The organism is Streptomyces sp. NPDC043870, assembly GCF_056435785.1.
The window spans coordinates 183461-203647 of the sequence record NZ_JBWKDT010000001.1; the positions used below are offsets into that span (position 1 = coordinate 183461).

Sequence of the window (20187 nt, forward strand, 5' to 3'; positions counted from 1 at the left end):
CGGGGCCTCCCGTCACCACATCGGGCAGGGCCCGTCTCTAGGGGCGCGGATCCGGGTCGGCCGCGGCGTGCACCTCGAAGATCCGCATGGCTTTGGCGGTCAGCGGGCCGGGCGCGGAGGACAGCTCACGGCCGTCGACGCGGTGCACGGCCTGGACGTCACGGGTGGTGGAGGTCAGGAAGACCTCCTCGGCCCGGTCCAGCACGTCCCACGGCAGGTCGGTCTCCATCGCGCCGGTCCAGTCCACGGTCAGCGCGCGGGTGATCCCGGCGAGGCAGCCGGAGGAGAGGGGCGGGGTGTACAGCTGCCCGTCGAGGACGACGAAGACGTTGGAGCCGGTGCCCTCGCAGAGCTGTCCCACCGTGTTGGCGAAGAGCGCCTCGGACGCGCCCTGCTCGTGGGCCCGGGCGAGGGCGACGACGTTCTCGCCGTACGAGGTGGTCTTCAGCCCGGCCAGCGCACCGCGCTCGTTCCGGGTCCACGGGACGGTGATCACGGCGGTGGTGTCGGGGCGGCGCGTGGCCTCGACGACGGCGACGACGAGGGTGGCGCCGGCGTCACCGCGGTCCGAGCCGAGCGGGGAGAGGCCGCCCGTGTAGGTGATCCGCAGCCGGCCCAGCGCCATGGGGTTGGCTTCCAGTACGGCCTCGCAGGCGCGGCGTACCTCGTCGTGGTCCGGGTCGGGCAGGCCGAGACCGCGGGCGGAACGGGTGAGCCGGTCGAGGTGCCGGGTGAGGGCGAAGGGGCGCCCCTCGGTCGCCTTCACCGTCTCGAAGACGCCGTCGCCCACGGTCAGGCCGTGGTCGAACACGGACACCATGGCGGTGTCGGAGTCCTTCAGTCCGCCATTGACCCAGATCCTCATCACGCGGTCCTTCCACTCTGCGCGTACGTTCCCGACGCTACCGCGAGCAGTCGGGACGCCTTGAGCTCGGTCTCGTCCCACTCGCGTTCCGGGTCGGAGCCCCAGGTGATGCCGGCGCCGGTGCCGAAGCGCAGTACGCCCGCGGCGCGGTCGATCCAGAAGGTGCGTATGCCAACGGCCAGCTCACCGGTGCCGCGGTCGGCGTCCACCCAGCCGATACCGCCGCAGTACGGGCCGCGCGGCGCCGTCTCCAGTGCCGCGATGATCCGCAGGGCGCTCGACTTGGGGGCGCCGGTGACCGAGCCGGGCGGGAACGTGGCGTCGAGCAGCTCGCGCCAGCCCGCGCCGGAGGTGAGCTCGCCGTGGACGGTGGAGACGAGGTGGACCAGGCCCGGGTGGGCTTCGACGGCGCAGAGGGCCGGGACGGTCACCGAGCCGGTGGCGCAGACCCGGCCCAGGTCGTTGCGGACCAGGTCCACGATCATTACGTTCTCGGCGTGGTCCTTCTCGAGCAGATCGGCGGCGGTGCGGCCGGTGCCCTTGATCGGCCCGGACTCGACGGCGCGGCCTCGGCGGCGCAGATAGAGCTCGGGCGAGGCGGTGGCGATCTCCACACCGTGCGCGGGCAGCCGAATCGTTCCTGCGTACGGGGCGGGATTACCGCGCGCCAGCAGCGCGGTGAGCGCGTCGACATCGGCGGAACCGGGGTCGGGCAGCGGCGCGGACAGGACGCGGCAGAGATTCGCCTGGTAGACCTCGCCTGCCGCGATGTGCTCGCGGATGCGGCGTACACCCGCGGTGTACTCGGCCCGGTCCAGCGAGGACGTCCAGTCCCCGGCGGCGGGGCCGCGCCAGCGTCCGGGCTCCGGAGCGGGCACGGGCTCGTGGCGTACGTCACCGAAGCGGGCACAGGTGAGCCGGCCCTCGAAGTCCGCCGCGACGGCCCAGAAGCCGGAGGAGTCGAGGGCCTCGGGGTCACTGGTGACGTCCCTGAGGTCGGTGGCGACGAGGCCGCCGAAGCGGGCCAGAGGAGCGAGGTCATGCACGGCTGTGAGTCTATGGTGGGCCCCGGCCTGCCGCTCCGGCGTGCACCTGCTCGTGAACCCGCCGTGAACACAGCTCAGCACGCTGCGGAAACGCGTTTTTGTGCTGGCCCGGGAATCCGCTAGAGTTCAACACGTCGCCGGGACGCGCAAGCGGAACGGAAACGACAGGCGGACGTGGCTCAGTTGGTAGAGCATCACCTTGCCAAGGTGAGGGTCGCGAGTTCGAATCTCGTCGTCCGCTCGAAGTGGGGGATCTTCCCGAGAACCCCTGCAGCTCCTGGTGGAGTGGCCGAGAGGCGAGGCAACGGCCTGCAAAGCCGTCTACACGGGTTCAAATCCCGTCTCCACCTCCATGGACGATTAGCTCAGCGGGAGAGCGCTTCCCTGACACGGAAGAGGTCACTGGTTCAATCCCAGTATCGTCCACTGGACCTGCGAAGGTCCCTCGCGCGATTAGCTCAGCGGGAGAGCGCTTCCCTGACACGGAAGAGGTCACTGGTTCAATCCCAGTATCGCGCACGCAGTGCCCACGGATCCGGGCTGACCGGGTCGTGGTCCCGAGGACGATTAGCTCAGCGGGAGAGCGCTTCCCTGACACGGAAGAGGTCACTGGTTCAATCCCAGTATCGTCCACAGTCCGGAGCCCCCGGCCGCATCGCGCGGCAGGGGGCTCCGTCGTGTCTCCGGTCAGGAGGAGAAGAGCATCCGGCCGAAGCTGCGCTGCCGGTGGTGGCCGCCGTGGTGGCCGTGGTGCGGCGCTCCCCAGGCCGGGGCGGCGGGCGCGGGCGCGGCCGGGTAGGCCTGCGGGGCAGGCGGTGCGGGCGGGGCCTGCTGCACCCACTGGGACTCGAGACGGGTCAGCGACTCCAGCTCGCCGTAGTCGAGGAATATCCCCCGGCAGCCGCTGCACTGTTCGATCTGGACGCCGTTGCGGTTGTACGTGTGCATGGGCGCATGGCACTTGGGACACTGCATGTCGGCTCAGCTCCTCGCCGTTCGGTTGGTGGGTTACCCCGGTCAAACCCTACGACGGGATGATGCCCTCCAACTCGGGTGGGAGGGACGCAATTCGGGCACAGGCGTCGGTCATCATCCGCTCCACGTCGTCGAGATCACGCCGCGCCGCCGCGCTCTTGGCCAGGGCGAGGGCGGCGGTCTGGACGGTCAGGGCGCGGGCGGGCACGTCGAGTTGGGGCCAGGGATCGACGCCGTCGGGTCCGGCCGCGGGGCCGCCGGCCGCCCGGTACGCGGTGAGGAATCGGGTCCAGACGTCCGGGGGCAGCAGCCCGGCCGCGTACCAGGCGGCGGGGCGGGCGAGGTCCCAGGCGGGATCGCCGAGGCCGAGGTCGTCGACGTCGATGAGCAGCCAGGGGCCGTCGTGGGCGGGATGGCGGACGAGCTGGCCGAGATGAAGATCACCGTGGCAGAGGCGGACGTGTCGGGGTGCGGGAGCCTCGTCACGGGCCCAGGCGGGCAGGCCGTGCCAGGCGTCGAGCACGGACCGGGCGGCGGGGTGCCCGGCCGCCGCCGTGCGCATCCGTGCCACCGCCGCGGCCGCCTTGGCGGGGCCGCGCATGGCCGGGAGCGGCCCGGGAAGCCCGTCGAGGGGCACGTTGTGGAGCTGCGCGAGCAGGTTTCCGGCCTCCTCCCACGGGGCGCCCTCCGGGTCCGCGGGGTCCACGGGGCTGCCGTACGGCCAGGTGGTGACGGGGCGCCCTGCGAGGTCGCCCGCGGGGGACGCGACCGGGGGCAGCAGGATTCCGCTCAGCAGGGGGTGCGCGGCGACGGCGATCCGTACGCGGTGCCCGTCCGGATCGGTCCCGGGCGCATGCGCCTTGGCGACGATCCGGCCATGCCGTACGACCACCCCGTCGGCCCGGTCGGCCAGTACGTCCGCGTCCCGCCCGCAGGCCCGGCATCCCTCGCCGCGGCCGGGGACATGCGCGGCCGCCCGTGCGGCCTCCGAAAGCGCACGCGCCAGCGTGCCGTCGCCCTGTTCCACGGGGCGAGGGTACGGGAACCCCTTGGTACAGCTGGTACGGCCCGGGAACGTGCCCGCGGGGGGCCAGGGGCTGTTTGTGCCACCCGGCGGGGCCGGGGCCGCAGGGCCCCGGAGAAGGAACCGGACGAGAAACCGGAGAAGAAGCCGGAGAAGAAATGGCGCTGGCCGGCCAGCTCCCCAGCTGGCCGGCCGAACGCAGTCGTCCGCCGCACCCCCGTCCCCACGGGGTTATGGTCCGGATGTCCCCGGCCCGGGCCGCTCTCCCGGGCCCGGGGCGCCGCTCAGCGCCCCAGCATCAGGCCCACGGACGACGCCTGTGTGACCACTGCTTCCCAGCCGCCGAAGGCGACGACGAGCAGGGTCGCGAGAGGGAGCACCATGGCCGTCGCCACCAGCGGGTGGCGCCGGCCCGAGGAACGGCCGCCGAACGCGGCGTATGCCTTGCGCCCCTGCGTGCGGATCGTGGTCCGCGTTGCCGTGTCCGCCATGGGTCCTCTCCTGTCGTGGTCGGCAGCGGCGGGTGTGTGACCTCGGGGGACGAGTGCTTCACCCGCCGCTTGACCTCAACACTAGGGACGCGGCGGGGCTGGAGCGTCATGCCCGCGTACCGATTCCCGGGCCTCCCCGAGGATGAGCCGCGCGCGGGCCATGTACTCCCCTGGGTGGAGACGTCGTCCTAGACCTGGGGGTCTTCCCCGAGGGGACGCCCCGCAGGCCTCTCCGTGGAGGCGCCGCCTTCCGAGTCGTCCTCCCTGGGCACCGGCTGCTCGACCAGGGCCAGCACCCGGGTCGCCATGAAGCGCGCCGTCCGTACGACTGTGCCGGTGCGGGTGACTTCGCTCACTTCCACCACCCCGCGGCGCACGGCGGTCTCCACCCGGCGTCCCGCCCGGCTTGCCACCACTTCGTACGTCCGCGTCGTGTCTCCCGCGTCCACCACTATCTCCACGCGGTCACCCTTCATCGTCAATCCCCCTTCTGCGACGGACCATTGGGAAATCGCACGGGCCGGAAGCCCTGTACGGGCAGCTCCCTGACCACCCTTCAAGTTTCCCACCCGGCACTGACAATCGATCGGCCCGCGAGGGCGCGGCCTATGAGCACACCGGGGCACGGGTCCGTAAGCTGTGCCACGTCAAGCGGACGACCGTGACAGCTCGGGGGTGGGGTCTCCCCACCGTAGGTAGGGGACGAACATGGCGATGATGCGGCTCCGGCGCGAGGACCCGCGTGTTGTCGGTTCGTTCAGGCTTCACCGGCGGCTCGGCGCCGGCGGCATGGGGGTCGTGTACCTCGGTTCGGACCGGCGCGGACAGCGGGTGGCGCTCAAGGTGATCCGGCCGGATCTGGCGGAGGATCAGGAGTTCCGGTCGCGGTTCGCGCGCGAGGTGTCGGCCGCGCGGCGGATCCGGGGCGGCTGCACGGCACGGCTGGTCGCCGCCGATCTGGAGGCGGAGCGCCCCTGGTTCGCCACGCAGTACGTGCCGGGGCCATCGCTGCACGACAAGGTCGCCGCGGACGGCTCGCTCCCCGCGGCGGAGACGGCGGCGATCGGCGCGGCGCTCTCCGAGGGGCTCGTCGCCGTGCACGAGGCCGGGGTGGTGCACCGTGACCTGAAGCCCTCGAACATCCTGCTCTCCCCCAAGGGCCCCCGGATCATCGACTTCGGTATCGCCTGGGCGACCGGCGCGAGCACACTCACCCACGTCGGCACGGCGGTCGGATCCCCCGGCTTCCTCGCCCCCGAGCAAGTGCGCGGAGCGGTGGTCACGCCCGCGACCGACGTGTTCTCGCTGGGTGCCACGCTCGCCTACGCCGCGACCGGCGACTCCCCCTTCGGGCACGGCAGTTCCGAGGTCATGCTCTACCGGGTGGTGCACGAGGAACCGCAGCTGTACGGCGTACCGGACGCGCTGGCTCCGCTGCTGCGGGCCTGCCTCGCGAAGGATCCGGACGACCGGCCCAGCACCCTGCAGCTTTCGATGCGGCTGAAGGAGATCGCGGCGCGAGAGGCGCAGGGGCTGTCCGAGGCCCGGCCACCCGCGCAGCGCGACCGGACCGAGCAGGACGTGCATTCGGACCGTCAGACCGCACGGTACACGGAGCGGAACACCCAGGGGCGTGCGGCGGGGAACACGGGGGGCGGTGGGGCTCCCGCGCCCCGCGAGCGGGTGTCCCGGCCTTCGGCGCCGCGTACCGGCGACCCCCGCACGGGCGGCTCGCGTACGGGCGGCTCGCGTACGGGCGACCCTCGCACGGGCGACCCTCGCACGGGCGACCCTCGCACGGGCGGCTCGCGTACCGGCGGCTCGCGGCCGTCACCGTCGCGGGGTGGCGCGGGTACGGGTGGCCGTCCCGCTTCCCGGCCCGGGGTGCGTACGACATCCACCGGGCGCAGGCCGGCCAATCCACGACTGCTGCGTCAGCGCATCTTCGTGTTCGTGGTCGTGACACTGGTGGTGGCGCTGAGCATCACCGTCGCGCAGGGGCTGCGGGGCTAGGTCGTGTCCGGGGCCGGCCCCCGGGAGTTCCGGGGCCGGCGCCCGGGAATCAGCTCTGCGGGCGGCCCGTCGCCACCGCGTAGAACGCCACCGCGGCGGCCGCGCCCACGTTCAGCGAGTCCACCCCATGGGCCATCGGGATGCGTACCCACTCGTCCGCGGCGACGAGGGCCTGGGTCGACAGACCGTCGCCCTCCGCGCCGAGCATCAGCGCGACCCGGTCGAGCCGGTGCGGGGCCGCCTCGTCGATGGCCGACGCCTTCTCGTCCGGAGTGAGCGCGAGGAGCTTGAAGCCCGCCTCCCGTACGGCTTCGAGGCCCTTGGGCCAGGATTCGAGGCGCGCGTACGGCACCGAGAAGACGGCGCCCATCGACACCTTCACCGAACGGCGGTAGAGCGGGTCCGCGCAGTCGGGCGAGAGCAGCACGGCGTCCATGCCGAGCGCGGCGGCGCTGCGGAAGATGGCACCGATGTTGGTGTGGTCGTTGACCGACTCCATCACGACCACGCGGCGCGCGGCATGGAGCAGTTCCTCGGCCGTCGGCAGGGGCTTGCGCTGCATCGAGGCGAGGGCGCCGCGATGCACGTGGTATCCGGTGACACGTTCGGCGAGGTCCGGGCTCACGGCGTACACCGGAGCCGGGACTTCGTCGATGACGTCACGCATGACGTCGACCCACTTGGCCGAGAGCAGCATCGACCGCATCTCGTAACCGGCGTGCCTGGCGCGGCGGATGACCTTCTCGCCCTCGGCGATGAAGAGGCCCTCGGCGGGCTCGCGCTTGCGCCGCAGTTCGACGTCGGTCAGGCCCGTGTAGTCGCGCAGACGCGGGTCGTCGGGGTCATCGACGGTGATGAGATCAGCCACAGGGTGATACTGCCTTGTCCGGGGTGAGGTGCCAACGGCTGGGGCGGAGATTGGTTACCGCTGGTTACTGGTGAGCCGGCTGCTTCCGTGGGCCCTCGGTGACGACGTCGCCGATGACGATCACGGCGGGGGGCCGTACGTCCTCGGCCCTGACGGTTTCCGCGACCGTCGCGAGCGTCGCGTCGACGCGGCGCTGAGCGGCCGTCGTGCCCTCCTGGACCAGGGCCAGCGGGGTGTCCGGCGCCTTGCCGTGGGCGATGAGCGCCTGGGCGATCGCGCCGATCTTGTCGACGCCCATGAGGATGACGAGCGTGCCGCGCAGCTTGGCGAGCGACTGCCAGTCGACGAGGGACCGCGGGTCGTCCGGCGCGACGTGCCCGCTGACGACCGTGAACTCGTGGGCCACGCCGCGGTGGGTGACCGGGATGCCGACGGCGCCGGGTACCGAGATGGAGCTGGAGATGCCCGGGACGACCGTGCAGGCGATGCCCGCTGCGGCGAGCGCCTGGGCCTCCTCCATGCCGCGGCCGAAGACGAACGGGTCGCCGCCCTTGAGGCGGACGACCGACTTGCCCGCCTTCGCGTGCTCGATCAGCGCGTTGTTGATGGCCTCCTGGGCCATGAACCGGCCGTACGGGATCTTCGCCGCGTCGATCACCTCGACGTGCGGGGGGAGTTCGTCGAGCAGGTCGCGCGGGCCGAGGCGGTCGGCGATGACGACATCGGCCTCGGCGAGGAGGCGCCGGCCGCGGACGGTGATGAGGTCCGGGTCGCCGGGGCCGCCACCGACCAGCGCCACGAACGGGGCGCGGGCGCGGTGCTGGGGGGCGGTGAGTGAGCCGTCACGCAGTCCCTCGACGATCGCGTCCCGTACGGCGGCGGAGCGACGGGGGTCGCGCCCGGTGAGCACCGCGACCGTCACGCCCTCGCTGCGGCCGGTGGCCGGGGTCCAGGCGGTGGCCGCCTCGGCGTCGTCGGAGCGCACGCACCAGGTCTTGGTGCGCTCCGCCTCGGCGGAGGCCGCCTCGTTGGCGACGCGGTCGCTGCTGGCGACGAGCGCGTACCAGGCGTCGGCGATGTCCCCGTCCTCGTAGCGGCGCCTGGTCCAGGTGATCTCGCCGGCCTCCGCCATTGCCTCGACGGAGGGCGTCGCGGACGGCGAGACCAGGGTGACGTCGGCACCGGCCGCGACGAGCGCGGGGAGGCGGCGCTGGGCGACCTGGCCACCGCCGATGACGACGACGCGGCGGCCCGAGAGGCGGAGGCCTACGGGGTAGGCGGGGTGCTCGTGCGCAGGGCTTTCGGGGTGCTCAGCGTGCTCGGCCATGGCGGTGCGGCTCCTCGGGGCGGCGGTGCGGGGCCGCTGCGACGGTGAAGCGGCTGGTGGGGACGGGGATGAGGGGTCCTCGCGACCACGATACGGGGTGGGGGTCACGGGGTTGAGCGGGCGTCGCGGATGCGCGGTGCTGCCCGGTGCGGTCCGGTGCGGTCCAGGCGGCCGGTGTGGTCCGTCCTCGAACGCCGGACAGGCTCGATGTGCGCCGGTGGGTGGCGGGGCGGGGCCCCTCCGGGCTCGACTCCTCGGGGCGGCATCCGGCCCCGGACCCATGTGTTCCGGCACGATGCCACCCCTGCAGGGCCGACCCTGCACGGCCCGCCCCGGGTTGTCCACCGACTGCCGGCCGGTGGGTGGTTTGTGCCCACCCGTTCCGCCCCAGCGGAACGACTGCTCACAAACCACGTGAACGCTCCCCACTGGGGGCGCGCCCCGCGGTACCGGGCGCCCCCGGTACCGCGTCGGTGCCGCGCTATTTCTCCGTCACACCCGCGGAGTCGAACGTCGCGACCTCGTGCATTGCGCGGGCGGCGCTCTGGACCAGCGGGAGTGCCAGCAGCGCGCCCGTGCCCTCGCCGAGGCGGAGGTCGAGATCGACCAGCGGGCGCAGGCCCAGCTTGTTGAGGGCCGCGACATGGCCCGGCTCGGCGCTGCGGTGGCCGGCGATGCAGGCCGCGAGTGCCTCCGGGGCCACAGCCCGGGCCACCAGGGCCGCGGCGCCCGCCGAGACACCGTCCAGAACGACCGGCGTACGCAGCGACGCGCCGCCCAGGATGAAGCCGACCAGCGCCGCGTGCTCCAGGCCGCCGACCGCCGCGAGGACGCCGATCGGGTCGGCCGGGTCGGGCTGGTGGAGTTCGAGAGCGCGCCGCACGACGTCGACCTTGCGGGCGTGCATCTCGTCGTTGATGCCGGTTCCGCGTCCGGTGACCTCCACCGGGTCGACGCCCGTGTAGACGGAGATCAGCGCGGCGGACGCCGTGGTGTTGGCGATGCCCATCTCGCCGGTGAGCAGCGCCTTGTTGCCCGCGGCGACGAGGTCGCGGGCCGTCTCGATACCGACCTCGACCGCCGCGAGGACATCGTCCCGGGTCAGCGCGGGGCCGGTCGTGAAGTCCGCCGTACCGGGGCGGACCTTGCGCGGCAGAAGACCGGGCGTGGCCGGCAGGTCGGACGCCACGCCGACGTCGATGACGCAGACCTCGGCGCCGACCTGGTTGGCGAAGGCGTTGCAGACCGCTCCCCCGCCGAGGAAGTTGGCGACCATCTGGCCGGTCACCTCCTGGGGCCACGCGGTGACGCCCTGGGCGTGCACCCCGTGGTCACCGGCGAAGATCGCGACCGCCGCGGGCTCCGGGATCGGTGGCGGGCACATCCGGGAGAGCCCGGCGAGCTGCGCGGAGATGATCTCCAGCATGCCGAGCGCCCCGGCCGGCTTGGTCATCCGCTTCTGCCGCTCCCACGCCTCGCCGAGCGCCTTCGCGTCCAGCGGACGGATGTTGGAGACGGTCTCCTGGAGAAGGTCGTGGGGCTCCTCGCCGGGCAGGGCCCGGCGTCCGTACGTCTCCTCGTGGACGACCCAGGACAGCGGACGGCGCTTGGACCAGCCCGCCTGCATCAGCTCGGGTTCCTCCGGGAACTCGTCGACGTATCCGACGCAGAGATACGCGACGACTTCGAGGTGCTCGGGCAGCCCGAGGGCGCGGACCATCTCGCGCTCGTCGAAGAAGCTGACCCAGCCGACACCGAGGCCCTCGGCGCGGGCGGCGAGCCAGAGGTTCTCCACGGCGAGGGCGGAGGAGTACGGCGCCATCTGCGGCTGGGTGTGCCGGCCGAGGGTGTGCCGACCGCCGCGGGTGGGGTCGGCGGTGACCACGATGTTCACCGGGGTGTCGAGGATGGCCTCGATCTTCAGTTCCTTGAACTGCTTCGCCCGGCCCTTGGGGAGGGACTTGGCGTAGGCCTCGCGCTGTCGCTGGGCGAGTTCGTGCATCGTCCGGCGGGTTTCGGCGGAGCGGATGACGACGAAGTCCCAGGGCTGGGAGTGGCCCACGCTGGGCGCGGTGTGCGCGGCTTCGAGGACCCGGAGGAGGACCTCGTGCGGGATCGGGTCGCTGCGGAAGCCGTTGCGGATGTCGCGACGCTCGCGCATGACGCGGAGGACGGCCTCGCGCTCGGCGTCGGCATAGCCGGGAGCGGGGGCGCCGCCGGCCTCGGTCGTCGGCTCCTCCACGGTGGCGGGACCCGCCTCCGGCTCGGGCACGGCTTCCTCCTGCGCGGCTTCAAGCACGGCTTCCTCGGACGCGGCTTCCTCGGACGAGGCTTCGGCTACGACTTCCCCGGCGGGAGCAGCCTGTGGTTCGGCGATGTCGCCGAGGAGCTCGGGCTCGCCGGTGGGCTGCTCGGGTTCACCCGCGGGCGCCTCGGCCACCGGCTCGGCGGCCTCGGTCGCTCCGGGCTCCGGCTCGTCACCACTGCCACCCTCACGGGGCACGGGTACGGCCACGGCGGCCTCCGGCCCGGGTGCCGGTGCCGGTGCGGCCGCCTCGGCCACCGGCTCGGCGACGGGCTCCGCGGGCTCCACCGAGTCGGCGGGCTCGGCGGGCTCCGCCACCTCCACCGGCGACGGCGCCTCCACGGCCTCCGGCTCCGGCGCGACAGCCACCTGCTCGGGAGCAGCAGCCACCGGCTCGGGAGCCTCGACGTGCTCCTCCTCGGCCAGGACCGTCCCGGCAGGCGGAGTGGGAGCAAGATGCGGGGTGGTCGGCAAGGAGCCCTCAACCGGCACGAACTGGCCGACGGGAGCGCGCTCGGAGGCCACCGCCTGAGCCACCGCCGGAGCCATGGCCTGAGCCATCGCAGGAGCCATCACGGGCGCCTCGACGGCGGCCTCGGCGGGAGCGGCGACAGCAGTGTCCGCCGCGACTCTCACCGCCTCCGGGACGACCGTTTCTGCTGGCGCGGCGACAGCCACCTGGGGCTGGGAGGGCTGCGGGGACCACGGGGCGCCGCCCTGCGGCGGAATCTCGCCCAGCTGCGGCCCGGGCAGCACGGCCGGCTCCTCGCGGGGTACGTCGAGGTACTCGGGCCCCATGGTCGCCGGGCCGGGGACGCCGGCCTGGACAGGTGCCGCCGGCATCTGGCCGGCGCCGTGGCCCCGCCGGCCGGCGGGGCCGCGGTCGGACAGCGAGCGGACGACGCCGCCGGTCGCGTCGGGTACGGGCGGACCCATGTGGAGGGGGCGGCGTGCCGGGGGCGGCGTCGGCGTGGAAACGGGCGGCGGCATCCGTACGCCGCCGAGGTCGACGGAACCGGAGTCACGGCCACCGGCCTCGTGCGCCCCGGTCTCGTGCACGAACTGCTCGGGAACGGCCTGCTGGGGCGCGGCCTGCTCAGGTACGGCCTGCTCGGGCACGGCCTGCTCAGGTACGGCCTGAGCGAGGATCGCCTGCTCGGGGGCCCCCTGCTCGTACCCGGGCTGCTCGTACACCGGCTGCTCCGGCGTGTGTACGGCTGCGACGGCCTCCGCAGGCGCCACCGGGTCGGGTGCGGGCAGGACGGGCGCGACGGGCGCCGGTGCCGCCAGGACGTCCGGCGCCTGTGGCACCTGCGGCGTCACCGGCATCTGCTGCACGGGGGCCGGAGCCGCACCAGGCGCCTGCATGTGTGCCACGCCCGGAACCGGGGCGTGGCCCGGCACCATGGCCGGCGGCGGCACCGACTGCGGGTCGCTCCACGCGCCCTGCGCGCTCGGCATCAGCAGCAGGTCGTCGTCTTCGCCGACGGATTCGGAGCCGCTCTCGGAGGGGTCGAGGAAGGTGTACGCGCCCGGAGCGGGGATGCCCGGCTGCTCCACCATGCCTGCGTTCTCCGGCAGCCCCTCGCCCGGGACCTGGCCGGTGTCAGTCATGCGTACCCCTCGCCCATCGGTTGTGCTCCTTCAGACCTTCGCCCGGGGCGCCCGATCGCGGCACGCACCCGGTGCCCGTCACTACAAGAACGAGCGTGTGCGCCGCGCGGCACGAAAGCCCACAGACACCAAGCATTCTCGTGGCCGTTCGTGTCCATGGCAGCAGGATCCGCCACGGTTTGCTGTGGACTGCGCCACGTTGCGCGTCCCCCGGTCGCGCCGTACCACAGCGGGACCCAAAACAGTCCCCTTTTCCGGACATTGACGAACAGATCGACGAACGCCCGGCTGCGGTGCAACGATCGGCCAGCCTACCTCGCCATGGCATGGCGCCAGGGTCAGGGGCTGCGATCCAGCCGCTGCCCCGAGAGCAGGAAGACGACCGAGCGCTCGCGCTCCGACCATGCTCCGGGGTCCATCTCCACGGACTGGAGCAGGGCGCATTCGACGGCGTATCCGCCGTCCGCCAGGGCGGCGCCGATCGCCTCGGCCTCGTCGCGGGTGGAGGCGTGGGTGACGATGCGCTCGGGCCTGCGGTCGGCGCAGGCGGTGACGACGGGAACGCCGCCGCCGCCGATCCGTACGACATCGGGTTCCGGGAGCCGTTCCAGCACGTGCGGCGCGCGGCCGCGGACGGTCTGCAGCTGGACTCCGTGACGGCGGGCGGCCGCGTCGGTGCGGAGGCAGGCGGCGGGGTCGTCGTCGACCGCGATGACCGCGGCGCCGAAGCGGGCGGCGTCGGCCGCGAGCTCCCCGCTGCCGCAACCGATGTCCCAGACGAGGTCGCCGAGGCGCGGGCCGAGGCGGGCGAGCTGGGCGGCGCGCAGCTGCACCGATTCACCTTCGCCGGACGGGTGCTGACCCTGCTCGGCGGGGTGCGCCCAGCCGCGTACCTGGGTGGGACGGCCGGGCTCGCGGCCCGCCGCCCAGCCTCCCCCATGACCTTCGGCGTGCGGGTGCCCCCACCCCTGGGCCGAGGCGGCGCCGCCGATGACGATCACGACATTGGGGTCGCGCCAGGCGTGGTCGGCGACCTTGTCGGAGGTGAGCACGGTGACCTGCTCGCGCTCGGTGCCGAGCTCCTCGCAGATCACGAAGGTGCGGTGGACGCCGTCGAGGAGCAGGGCGAGCTCGGCGGGGCCCGCGCCGGGCGAGGTGAGGACGGCGACCTTGGGGTGGGCCCGGCAGACGTTGACGGCGCGGCGGAGCGTACGGCTGTGGGCGACGACGATCTGGGCGTCGTCCCAGGGCATCCCGGCGCGGGCGAAGGCGGTGGCGACGGAGGAGACCGCGGGGACGACCTCGACTTCCAGTCCGTGCTGCGGTGCGCGCAGCGTGCGGACGACGCCGAAGAAGCCGGGGTCGCCGTCGGCGAGGACGACGGGGCTGCCGCGGTGTCCCGCGATCCTGCGGGCGGCGAGGTCGACGCTGCCGAGCCGGATGCGTTCGGCGTTCGCGGGCACCTCGGGAAGCGCCAGGTGGTGCGCCGCCCCGGCGACGAGAGTGGCAGCGGACAGGGCGGACCTGGCGGCTGCGGTCAGGGGCGAACCGTCCCAGCCGATCACCGTGACCCGGTCGGCCATCGTCGTCTCTCTCCTGGGGTCGTCGCAGGTCGGGGCACTGCCGACAGGGGTGAGCCAGCAGGCAGGGTGAGCGTACCTGGTGTGGGTTCCAGCGGGTGAAGGTGTCAGTTCCAGTCGGTGAACGTGCCGAATCCGCCGGCGTCGGCCATCTGGTCGGCGACGCCTTCGAGGTCCTCGGGGAGCAGGCTCCACACGATGAAGTCGGTGCGCAGGTCGGCCCAGCCCCCGTCCTCGGTGCGGGTGCGGGCTATACAGGCTCCGCGCAGGACGCCCTCGCTGATGCAGCCGATCTTCTGGGCCACCTGCTGGGACGCGGTGTTGTCGGCGGCGGTGCGCAGCTCCAGGCGCTCGAACCGCTGGTCGCGGAAGAGCCACTGGGCTGTGGCGAGCGCCGCCTCGGACGCATAGCCCTCGCCGCGGGCCCAGGGGGCGATGATGTACGAGATCTCGGTGGAACGCACCCGCCAGTCGGTGTTGCTGAGCTGGATCACACCGACCAGGCGCTGAGTGAGGAACTCGGTGACGGCGAGGTCGATTCCGCGGCCCTCGGCACGCTCGGTGGGCGCGTGTTCGCCGATCCAGGTGCCGGCCGCCGCCTCGGTGAAGGGCTGGGGCACGGCCGTCCAGGCGGCGACCAGTTCGTCGTTCATCATCTCGGCCAGGGCCGGGGCGTCAGCGGGTTCGAGCGCGCGCAGCACCAACCGCTCCGTGCTGATGGAGATGTCCGGAAAGGTGGTAGTCATGCGCAGCTCCATGCCGAAGACCGTCGTAAGGGCCGTAAAGGCACAGCATGCAGCATCGGGTGGTGGATGTGCATGGCCGGGTCGGTACGCCGCCGGAGACGCCGGAGGCCCCGCGTACCCGGTGGGTTCGCGGGGCCTTCGTTTCACAAGAGCCTTGCGGCAGCCGTTACTTGGCGGCGGGACCGAAGGCCGGGACGACCGAGCCGGCGTAGGTGTCCTCGATGTACTTCTTCACTTCGGGGGAGTTGAGGAGCTTCGCGAGCTTCACCACCCGCGGGTCCTTCTCGTTGCCCTCCTTGACGGCGAGGAGGTTGGCGTAGGGGTTGCCCTCCGCCTTCTCCAGGACGAGGGCGTCCTTGGCGGGCTTGAGGTCGGCCTCGATGGCGTAGTTGCCGTTGATGACGGCGGCGTCGACATCGTTCAGGGCGCGGGGCACGGTGGCGGCCTCCAGCTCCTTGAACTCCAGGCCCTTCTTGTCGGTGATGTCGGAGAGCTTGGCGTCGGTGCCGACACCCGCCTTGAGGGTGATGAGGCCGTTCTCGGCGAGCAGTTGGAGCGAGCGGCCCTCGTTGGTGGTGTCATTGGGGACGGCGATCGTCTGGCCGGCCTTGATGTCCTTGAGGGACTCGACCTTCTTGGAGTAGAGGCCGAGCGGCTCGAGGTGGACGTCCACGACCGGGACGATGGCGGTCTTGTTCTTCTTGTTGAAGTCGTCCAGGTACGGCTTGTGCTGGAAGAAGTTGGCGTCGACCTGGCCGTCCTGGGTGGCGGTGTTCGGCAGGACGTAGTCCGTGAACTCCTTGACCTCCAGGTCGAGACCGGCCTTGCCGGCCAGGTTCTTCTTGACGAAGTCGAGGATGTCGGCGTGCGGCGTCGGGGACGCGGCGACGACGAGCGGCTTGGACTCGGCGGCCTTGTCGCCGGAGTCCGCCTCGGCGCCCGGGTCGGAGGCGGTGCCGCAGGCGGTGAGGCCGAGGGTGAGGGCGGTGGTGGCGGCGAAGGCCGCGGTGAGCTTGAGGTTCTTACGCGAGTTACGCACGAAAAGTGCCTCTTTCTGGTGTTGCGGTGGTGACGCCCGGACAAGGAGTGCGGGCCAGTGGTGGTGCGGGTGGAGCGGGGGGCTCAGGCGGTGCGGCCGCGGCGGGCCAGCAAGCGCACGATTCCGTCGCCGATCAGCTGTACGGCGGAGACGATGGCGATCAGGATGACGACGGTGATGAGCATGAACTGGGTCTCGAACCGCTGGAAGCCGTAGGTGACGGCCTTGGATCCGAGGCCCTCGCCGCCGACCGCGCCGGCCATCGCCGAGTAGCCGACGAGGACGATCACGGTGGTGGTGACGGCGGCGATGATCGAGGGCAGGGCCTGCGGGAGCAGCACCTTGCGGATGATCGTCGGGATGGAGCCGCCCATGGACTGGACGGCCTCGACCAGTCCGTGGTCGACCTCGCGGATCGCCGTCTCGACGAGCCGCGCGAAGAACGGGACGGCGCCGACGGCGAGCGGCACGATCATGGCCGTGGGGCCGATGAAGGTGCCCACCACCAGGGTGGTGAAGGGGATCAGCGCGATCAGCAGGATGATGAACGGCAGCGAGCGGCCGATGTTCACGATCACGCCGACGGCCTTGTTCACCGGGGTGTTCTGCAGCAGTCCGCCCTTGTCGGTGAGGACCAGGAGAATGCCGAGGGGAAGTCCGCCGGCGACAGTGACGAGCGTGGACCACAGGACCATGTAGAGGGTGTCGATGGTGCCCTGGCTCAGCAGGGGCTGCATCTCCGACCACGTCACTTGACGGTCTCCTTCACCAGTTCCGCGCGCGGCGCGGGGATGTTCTCGGGCTCGTCGTCGACGATCTCGACCTGCAGGCCCCGTTCGCGCAGGAATCCGACGGGCACGACGTTGTCCTCGTAGCGGCCGGGCAGTTCGATGCGCATCCGGCCGATCTGCTTGCCGCCGACGGTGTCCATCGCGGCGCCGAGGATCGAGATGTCGACGTTGTACGTGCGCGACAGCTGGGAGATCACCGGCTGGGTGGCGGCCTCGCCGTGGAAGGTGACGTCGACGACCGTACGGTCCGGGCCCGAGGCGTCCCCGGAGACCGGGAACAGCTCCTGGGCGAGTTCGGAGCCGGGCGTGGCGAGAAGCTCGCCGACCGTTCCGGACTCGGTGATCCGGCCCTGCTTCATCAGGGCGGCCGAGTCGCAGACGGTCTTGACGACGTCCATCTCGTGGGTGATGAGGAGGACGGTCAGTCCGAGCTGCCGGTTGAGGTCCCGCAGCAGCTGGAGGATGGAGCGGGTGGTCTCGGGGTCGAGCGCGCTGGTGGCCTCGTCGGAGAGGAGCACCTTCGGGTTCCCGGCCAGCGCCCGCGCGATGCCGACGCGCTGCTTCTGGCCGCCGGAGAGCTGCCCGGGATAGGCCTTGGCCTTGTCGGCGAGGCCGACGAGGTCGAGGAGTTCGAGGGCGCGGCGGGAGCGCTCGGCGCCGGAGACACCGAGGATCTCCAGGGGGAGTTCGATGTTGTCCTTCACACTGCGCGAGGAGAGCAGGTTGAAGTGCTGGAAGACCATGCCGATGCGGCTGCGCGCCTGGCGCAGTTCCTTGCCGGCGCGCCTGCCGCGTCCGGCGAGGGCGGTGAGGTCGGTGCCGTCGACGGTCACGGTGCCGGCGGTGGGGCGCTCCAGCAGGTTGACGCAGCGGATGAGGGAGGACTTTCCGGCGCCGCTGCGGCCGATGACGCCGAAGACCTCGCCCTCACGGACGTGCAGGTCGACGCCGTCCAGAGCGGTGACGTCGCGGCCTCGCGACTGGTAGACCTTGGTGAGGCCCGTAGTGGTGATCACAGGGGTTTCCGTCACTGTTGAGTGCGCGGCACGGGGTCCGCCGGGCACGGGTGTGTCGTCTTGGGACAGTTGGCGCGCAGCACGGATGACTGGGTGGGAGTGTGTGCGCGGGGCGGCTCGGTCCGCATGGCTTCAGTGGCGGACACGGCTCGGCTGTCGGGGTCTCGCTTCGGGGCGCGAGGCTCAGGCAGGGGCCCTCAGAAGTCGCACATTCGACACATACAACGAGCACCGGGCGTCGTGATCGCCTCGGTCGCAAGGGTGCGGCTGCTCGTCGTGGTCATGCGGGCAAGTAAAGCAGACAGGCGTGCGAGCGGATCTACGGCGTCCGCATAGCGGACTGCTCCGTTCCGGAGTGCGGACGGCTCAGCTCGCCGCGGTGATCTCCACGCCGCGGGCCGTGGCCTGTGCGGACACAGCGGAGAGATCCCGGACGACGATGTCCGCGACGAGCTGGGAGGGGGCGTGCGTTGTGGCCAAGGCCACGGTTGTCATCCCGGCGGCGCGGCCCGCCGTGAGGCCCGCGGGTGCGTCCTCGAACACCACACAGCGGGCCGGGTCGACGCCGAGCCGCCTCGCGGCGAGCAGGAACGGCTCAGGGTCGGGCTTGCCGCGCGTGATGTCGTCGGCGGCTATCAGCGTCTTGGGCCGTATGCCCACCTCCTCCAGCCGGGCCTCGCCGAGCCGCCGGGTCGCGGAGGTGACGACCGCCCACCGCTCGGCGGGCAGGGACGCGAGCAGCGCTGCGGTGCCCGGCAGCAGGAAGACGCCGCCGGCGACGTCGTCCACCTCCAGCTGCTCGATACGGGCCACGGCCTGAGGCACCACGTCCGCGGGCAGCAGATCCGCGGCGATCTCGGCGGCGGGCCGGCCGTGCAGCTCGACGCGGGCGAAGTCCTCCGCCGTGATTCCGTACTCCTCTGCCCATCGGGTCCAGCAGCGGTCCACCGACTCCATGGAGGAGACGAGCGTTCCGTCGTTGTCGAACAGCAGGGCTTCGGCGTGGATCTTCAAGGTTCCGGGCATGGTCCCCGACCCTATGCGGGCACCCCGGGGTCGAGCGCATCAGGTCTTTTGGCCCGTAATACGCTCTCTCCCATGCTTGACGCCCTGACGGTCGCGGTGTCCGTGGCCGCGCTCGCCCTCGCCGCCTGGTGCGGTTTCGCCACGTACCGGGACCAGCCCACGAAGGACTGGCACTTCATCGGCATGGCCGTGGTGACGGTGCTCGCGCTCGCCCAGCTGGTTGTCGGGGTGGTGCAGCTGGCGCGCGGCGAGAAGCCCGACCAGGGGACGGCGCTCTTCCTCGCATATCTGATCGGCGCGTTCGCGGCGGTGCCCGCGGCCGGGTTCCTCTCGCTGACCGAGCGGACCCGCTGGGGTTCGGCGACGGTCGCGGCCGGGGCGGTCGTGCTCGCGGTGCTGGAAGTCCGGCTGTTCGACATCTGGGGAGGCTGAGATGACCGGGACCACCGCGGAAGAGACGCCCGGGACCCGGCTGGTCAACGGGCCGGGCGTGCTGCTGGTCTGGCTGTACGGCGTGATGTCGGTCGGCGCCGTGTCGCGCTCGGTGTACCAGATCGCCACCGAGTACGACCGGGCGCCGCTCGCCTACACGCTGTCCGCCATCGCCGCCGTGGTGTACGCGTTCATCACGTACACGCTGTTCCGCGGCGGGGAGACGGCCCGCAGGGCGGCGCTGGTGTGCTGCGCCGCCGAGCTGGTGGGCGTACTGGTCGTGGGCACCTGGACGCTGTCGGACCCGTCCGCCTTCCCGGACGCCACGGTGTGGTCCGACTACGGGATGGGCTATCTGTTCATTCCGGTACTGCTGCCGGTCACCGGAATGCTCTGGCTGCGCAAGGCCCGGCGCTGAGCCGGGCCCTGCCCGACAGGATCGTCCGGCGCCCGGCTACGCGCTGGTGGCGTAGTCCGGCGCACTCCGCGCCGGAGGTACCGCCGCCGCTTCGGCGTCCTTCTCCAGGGTGACGATGGTCAGCTTCGGACCGATCTCCTCGGTGGAGACGGGTGCGTAGCCGTGGCTGCGGTACATCCGCAGATTGCGCTCGCTGCGGTGGCCGGTGAAGAGCTGGAAGCGCTTGGCGGCGGACTCGCCCGCGAAGTGCGCCTCGATGGCGTCGAGCAGCCGTCCGCCGAGGCCGTGGCGCTGCATCCGGGGGTGGACGATGAGCTTGGCGATCGTGGCGGTGCCTGCGGCGTCGACCTCGCCGCGTACGGACGCGATCACCTCGTCCCCGAGCCGGGCCACCAGCGCGTGGCCCCTGCCGAGCTCGGCCTTCAGTTCGTCGAGGGTCTGGGTGAGCGGTTCGATGCCGTAGTCGCCGTAGAGCTCGGCCTCGCTCTGGTAGCACAGGTACTGCAGCTTGAGGATGTGCTCGGCGTCCTGCGCCGCTGCCACTGAGATGGTCACGCTCATGCCCATGTGTGCATGCCTCCCGCTCGCCCGCCGCCCGGTTGTGTGCAGAC

The 20187-nt window shown here is 72.2% G+C and carries 19 protein-coding genes and 5 tRNA genes; 8 read left to right on the forward strand and 16 right to left on the reverse strand.

Features of this window, described 5'->3' with window-relative positions; genetic code table 11:
* Window positions 1-37: 37 nt before the first annotated feature.
* Together AC0699_RS00825 and AC0699_RS00830 are read right to left on the reverse strand one after the other, a co-directional pair.
* Window positions 38-865, reverse strand: a complete 828-nt coding sequence (locus AC0699_RS00825) for an aminotransferase class IV (RefSeq protein WP_478654002.1) — start codon at window positions 863-865, stop codon at window positions 38-40.
* Entirely contained in the window at window positions 865-1911 is a 1047-nt protein-coding gene (locus AC0699_RS00830; protein WP_478654005.1) for a chorismate-binding protein, read from the reverse strand. Before AC0699_RS00830 ends, AC0699_RS00825 begins: the two co-directional genes overlap by 1 nt.
* A 168-nt stretch (window positions 1912-2079) precedes the next feature.
* Here AC0699_RS00830 and AC0699_RS00835 point away from each other — a divergent pair.
* From AC0699_RS00835 to AC0699_RS00855, 5 genes are all read left to right on the forward strand, one after another.
* Window positions 2080-2152: transfer RNA gene (locus tag AC0699_RS00835), tRNA-Gly, on the forward strand.
* 38 nt (window positions 2153-2190) lie between these two features.
* A tRNA-Cys gene (locus AC0699_RS00840) sits at window positions 2191-2264 on the forward strand.
* Between the two features lies 1 nt (window position 2265).
* Window positions 2266-2337, forward strand: a tRNA-Val gene (locus AC0699_RS00845).
* 21 nt (window positions 2338-2358) lie between these two features.
* Window positions 2359-2430: transfer RNA gene (locus AC0699_RS00850), tRNA-Val, on the forward strand.
* A gap of 42 nt (window positions 2431-2472) precedes the next feature.
* Window positions 2473-2544 (forward strand) — tRNA-Val (locus AC0699_RS00855).
* A gap of 54 nt (window positions 2545-2598) precedes the next feature.
* Here AC0699_RS00855 and AC0699_RS00860 read toward each other — a convergent pair.
* From AC0699_RS00860 to AC0699_RS00875, 4 genes are all read right to left on the reverse strand, one after another.
* On the reverse strand, window positions 2599-2886 hold the full coding sequence (locus AC0699_RS00860) for a TFIIB-type zinc ribbon-containing protein (RefSeq protein WP_478654007.1): 288 nt from the start codon (window positions 2884-2886) through the stop codon (window positions 2599-2601).
* A 49-nt stretch (window positions 2887-2935) separates the two neighbouring features.
* Window positions 2936-3913, reverse strand: coding sequence for a phosphotransferase family protein (locus tag AC0699_RS00865; protein ID WP_478654009.1), 978 nt, complete (start codon window positions 3911-3913; stop codon window positions 2936-2938).
* A gap of 281 nt (window positions 3914-4194) precedes the next feature.
* The gene (locus AC0699_RS00870; RefSeq protein ID WP_453662403.1) at window positions 4195-4401 is read right to left on the reverse strand and encodes a hypothetical protein; all 207 of its coding nucleotides are present in this window, start codon (window positions 4399-4401) and stop codon (window positions 4195-4197) included.
* 188 nt (window positions 4402-4589) lie between these two features.
* Window positions 4590-4877: a hypothetical protein gene (locus AC0699_RS00875; RefSeq protein ID WP_478654012.1), complete on the reverse strand. Its 288-nt coding sequence runs from the start codon at window positions 4875-4877 to the stop codon at window positions 4590-4592.
* 232 nt (window positions 4878-5109) lie between these two features.
* Between AC0699_RS00875 and AC0699_RS00880 the strand changes: the two genes are divergently transcribed.
* Window positions 5110-6414, forward strand: a complete 1305-nt coding sequence (locus tag AC0699_RS00880) for a serine/threonine-protein kinase (RefSeq protein WP_478654015.1) — start codon at window positions 5110-5112, stop codon at window positions 6412-6414.
* Between the two features lie 49 nt (window positions 6415-6463).
* Here the strand turns inward: AC0699_RS00880 and AC0699_RS00885 are convergent, their stop codons facing one another.
* The 9 genes from AC0699_RS00885 to AC0699_RS00925 form a co-directional block, all read right to left on the reverse strand.
* Window positions 6464-7282, reverse strand: a complete 819-nt coding sequence (locus AC0699_RS00885) for a TrmH family RNA methyltransferase (RefSeq protein ID WP_478654018.1) — start codon at window positions 7280-7282, stop codon at window positions 6464-6466.
* A gap of 64 nt (window positions 7283-7346) precedes the next feature.
* Window positions 7347-8609 (reverse strand): uroporphyrinogen-III C-methyltransferase, encoded by a 1263-nt coding sequence (gene cobA / locus AC0699_RS00890; RefSeq protein ID WP_478654021.1) that lies wholly within the window; start codon window positions 8607-8609, stop codon window positions 7347-7349.
* 481 nt (window positions 8610-9090) lie between these two features.
* Window positions 9091-12528 carry a nicotinate-nucleotide--dimethylbenzimidazole phosphoribosyltransferase gene (gene cobT / locus AC0699_RS00895; RefSeq protein ID WP_478654023.1) on the reverse strand — a complete coding sequence of 1146 codons (3438 nt, stop codon included), beginning with the start codon at window positions 12526-12528 and terminating at the stop codon, window positions 9091-9093.
* 338 nt (window positions 12529-12866) lie between these two features.
* Window positions 12867-14111: a precorrin-6y C5,15-methyltransferase (decarboxylating) subunit CbiE gene (cbiE, locus tag AC0699_RS00900; RefSeq protein WP_478654025.1), complete on the reverse strand. Its 1245-nt coding sequence runs from the start codon at window positions 14109-14111 to the stop codon at window positions 12867-12869.
* Between the two features lie 104 nt (window positions 14112-14215).
* Entirely contained in the window at window positions 14216-14854 is a 639-nt protein-coding gene (locus tag AC0699_RS00905) for a GNAT family N-acetyltransferase (RefSeq protein ID WP_478654028.1), read from the reverse strand.
* Between the two features lie 166 nt (window positions 14855-15020).
* Window positions 15021-15893, reverse strand: coding sequence for a MetQ/NlpA family ABC transporter substrate-binding protein (locus tag AC0699_RS00910; protein WP_478654031.1), 873 nt, complete (start codon window positions 15891-15893; stop codon window positions 15021-15023).
* Between the two features lie 83 nt (window positions 15894-15976).
* Complete coding sequence (locus AC0699_RS00915) at window positions 15977-16645, reverse strand: methionine ABC transporter permease (RefSeq protein ID WP_478654033.1); 669 nt, start codon at window positions 16643-16645, stop codon at window positions 15977-15979.
* Window positions 16642-17700, reverse strand: coding sequence for a methionine ABC transporter ATP-binding protein (locus AC0699_RS00920; RefSeq protein WP_478654036.1), 1059 nt, complete (start codon window positions 17698-17700; stop codon window positions 16642-16644). The genes AC0699_RS00915 and AC0699_RS00920 overlap by 4 nt, the downstream gene beginning before the upstream one ends.
* A gap of 366 nt (window positions 17701-18066) precedes the next feature.
* Window positions 18067-18714 (reverse strand): HAD family hydrolase, encoded by a 648-nt coding sequence (locus tag AC0699_RS00925; protein ID WP_478654599.1) that lies wholly within the window; start codon window positions 18712-18714, stop codon window positions 18067-18069.
* Between the two features lie 84 nt (window positions 18715-18798).
* Here AC0699_RS00925 and AC0699_RS00930 point away from each other — a divergent pair, with 84 nt between their 5' ends.
* Together AC0699_RS00930 and AC0699_RS00935 are read left to right on the forward strand one after the other, a co-directional pair.
* Window positions 18799-19158 carry a hypothetical protein gene (locus AC0699_RS00930; protein WP_478654038.1) on the forward strand — a complete coding sequence of 120 codons (360 nt, stop codon included), beginning with the start codon at window positions 18799-18801 and terminating at the stop codon, window positions 19156-19158.
* Between the two features lies 1 nt (window position 19159).
* A complete protein-coding gene (locus AC0699_RS00935) occupies window positions 19160-19576 on the forward strand; it encodes a hypothetical protein (protein WP_478654041.1) in 417 nt (138 codons plus the stop codon).
* Window positions 19577-19612: 36 nt separating this feature from the next.
* Here AC0699_RS00935 and AC0699_RS00940 read toward each other — a convergent pair whose 3' ends face one another.
* Entirely contained in the window at window positions 19613-20143 is a 531-nt protein-coding gene (locus AC0699_RS00940) for a GNAT family N-acetyltransferase (protein ID WP_478654043.1), read from the reverse strand.
* Window positions 20144-20187 lie beyond the last annotated feature (44 nt).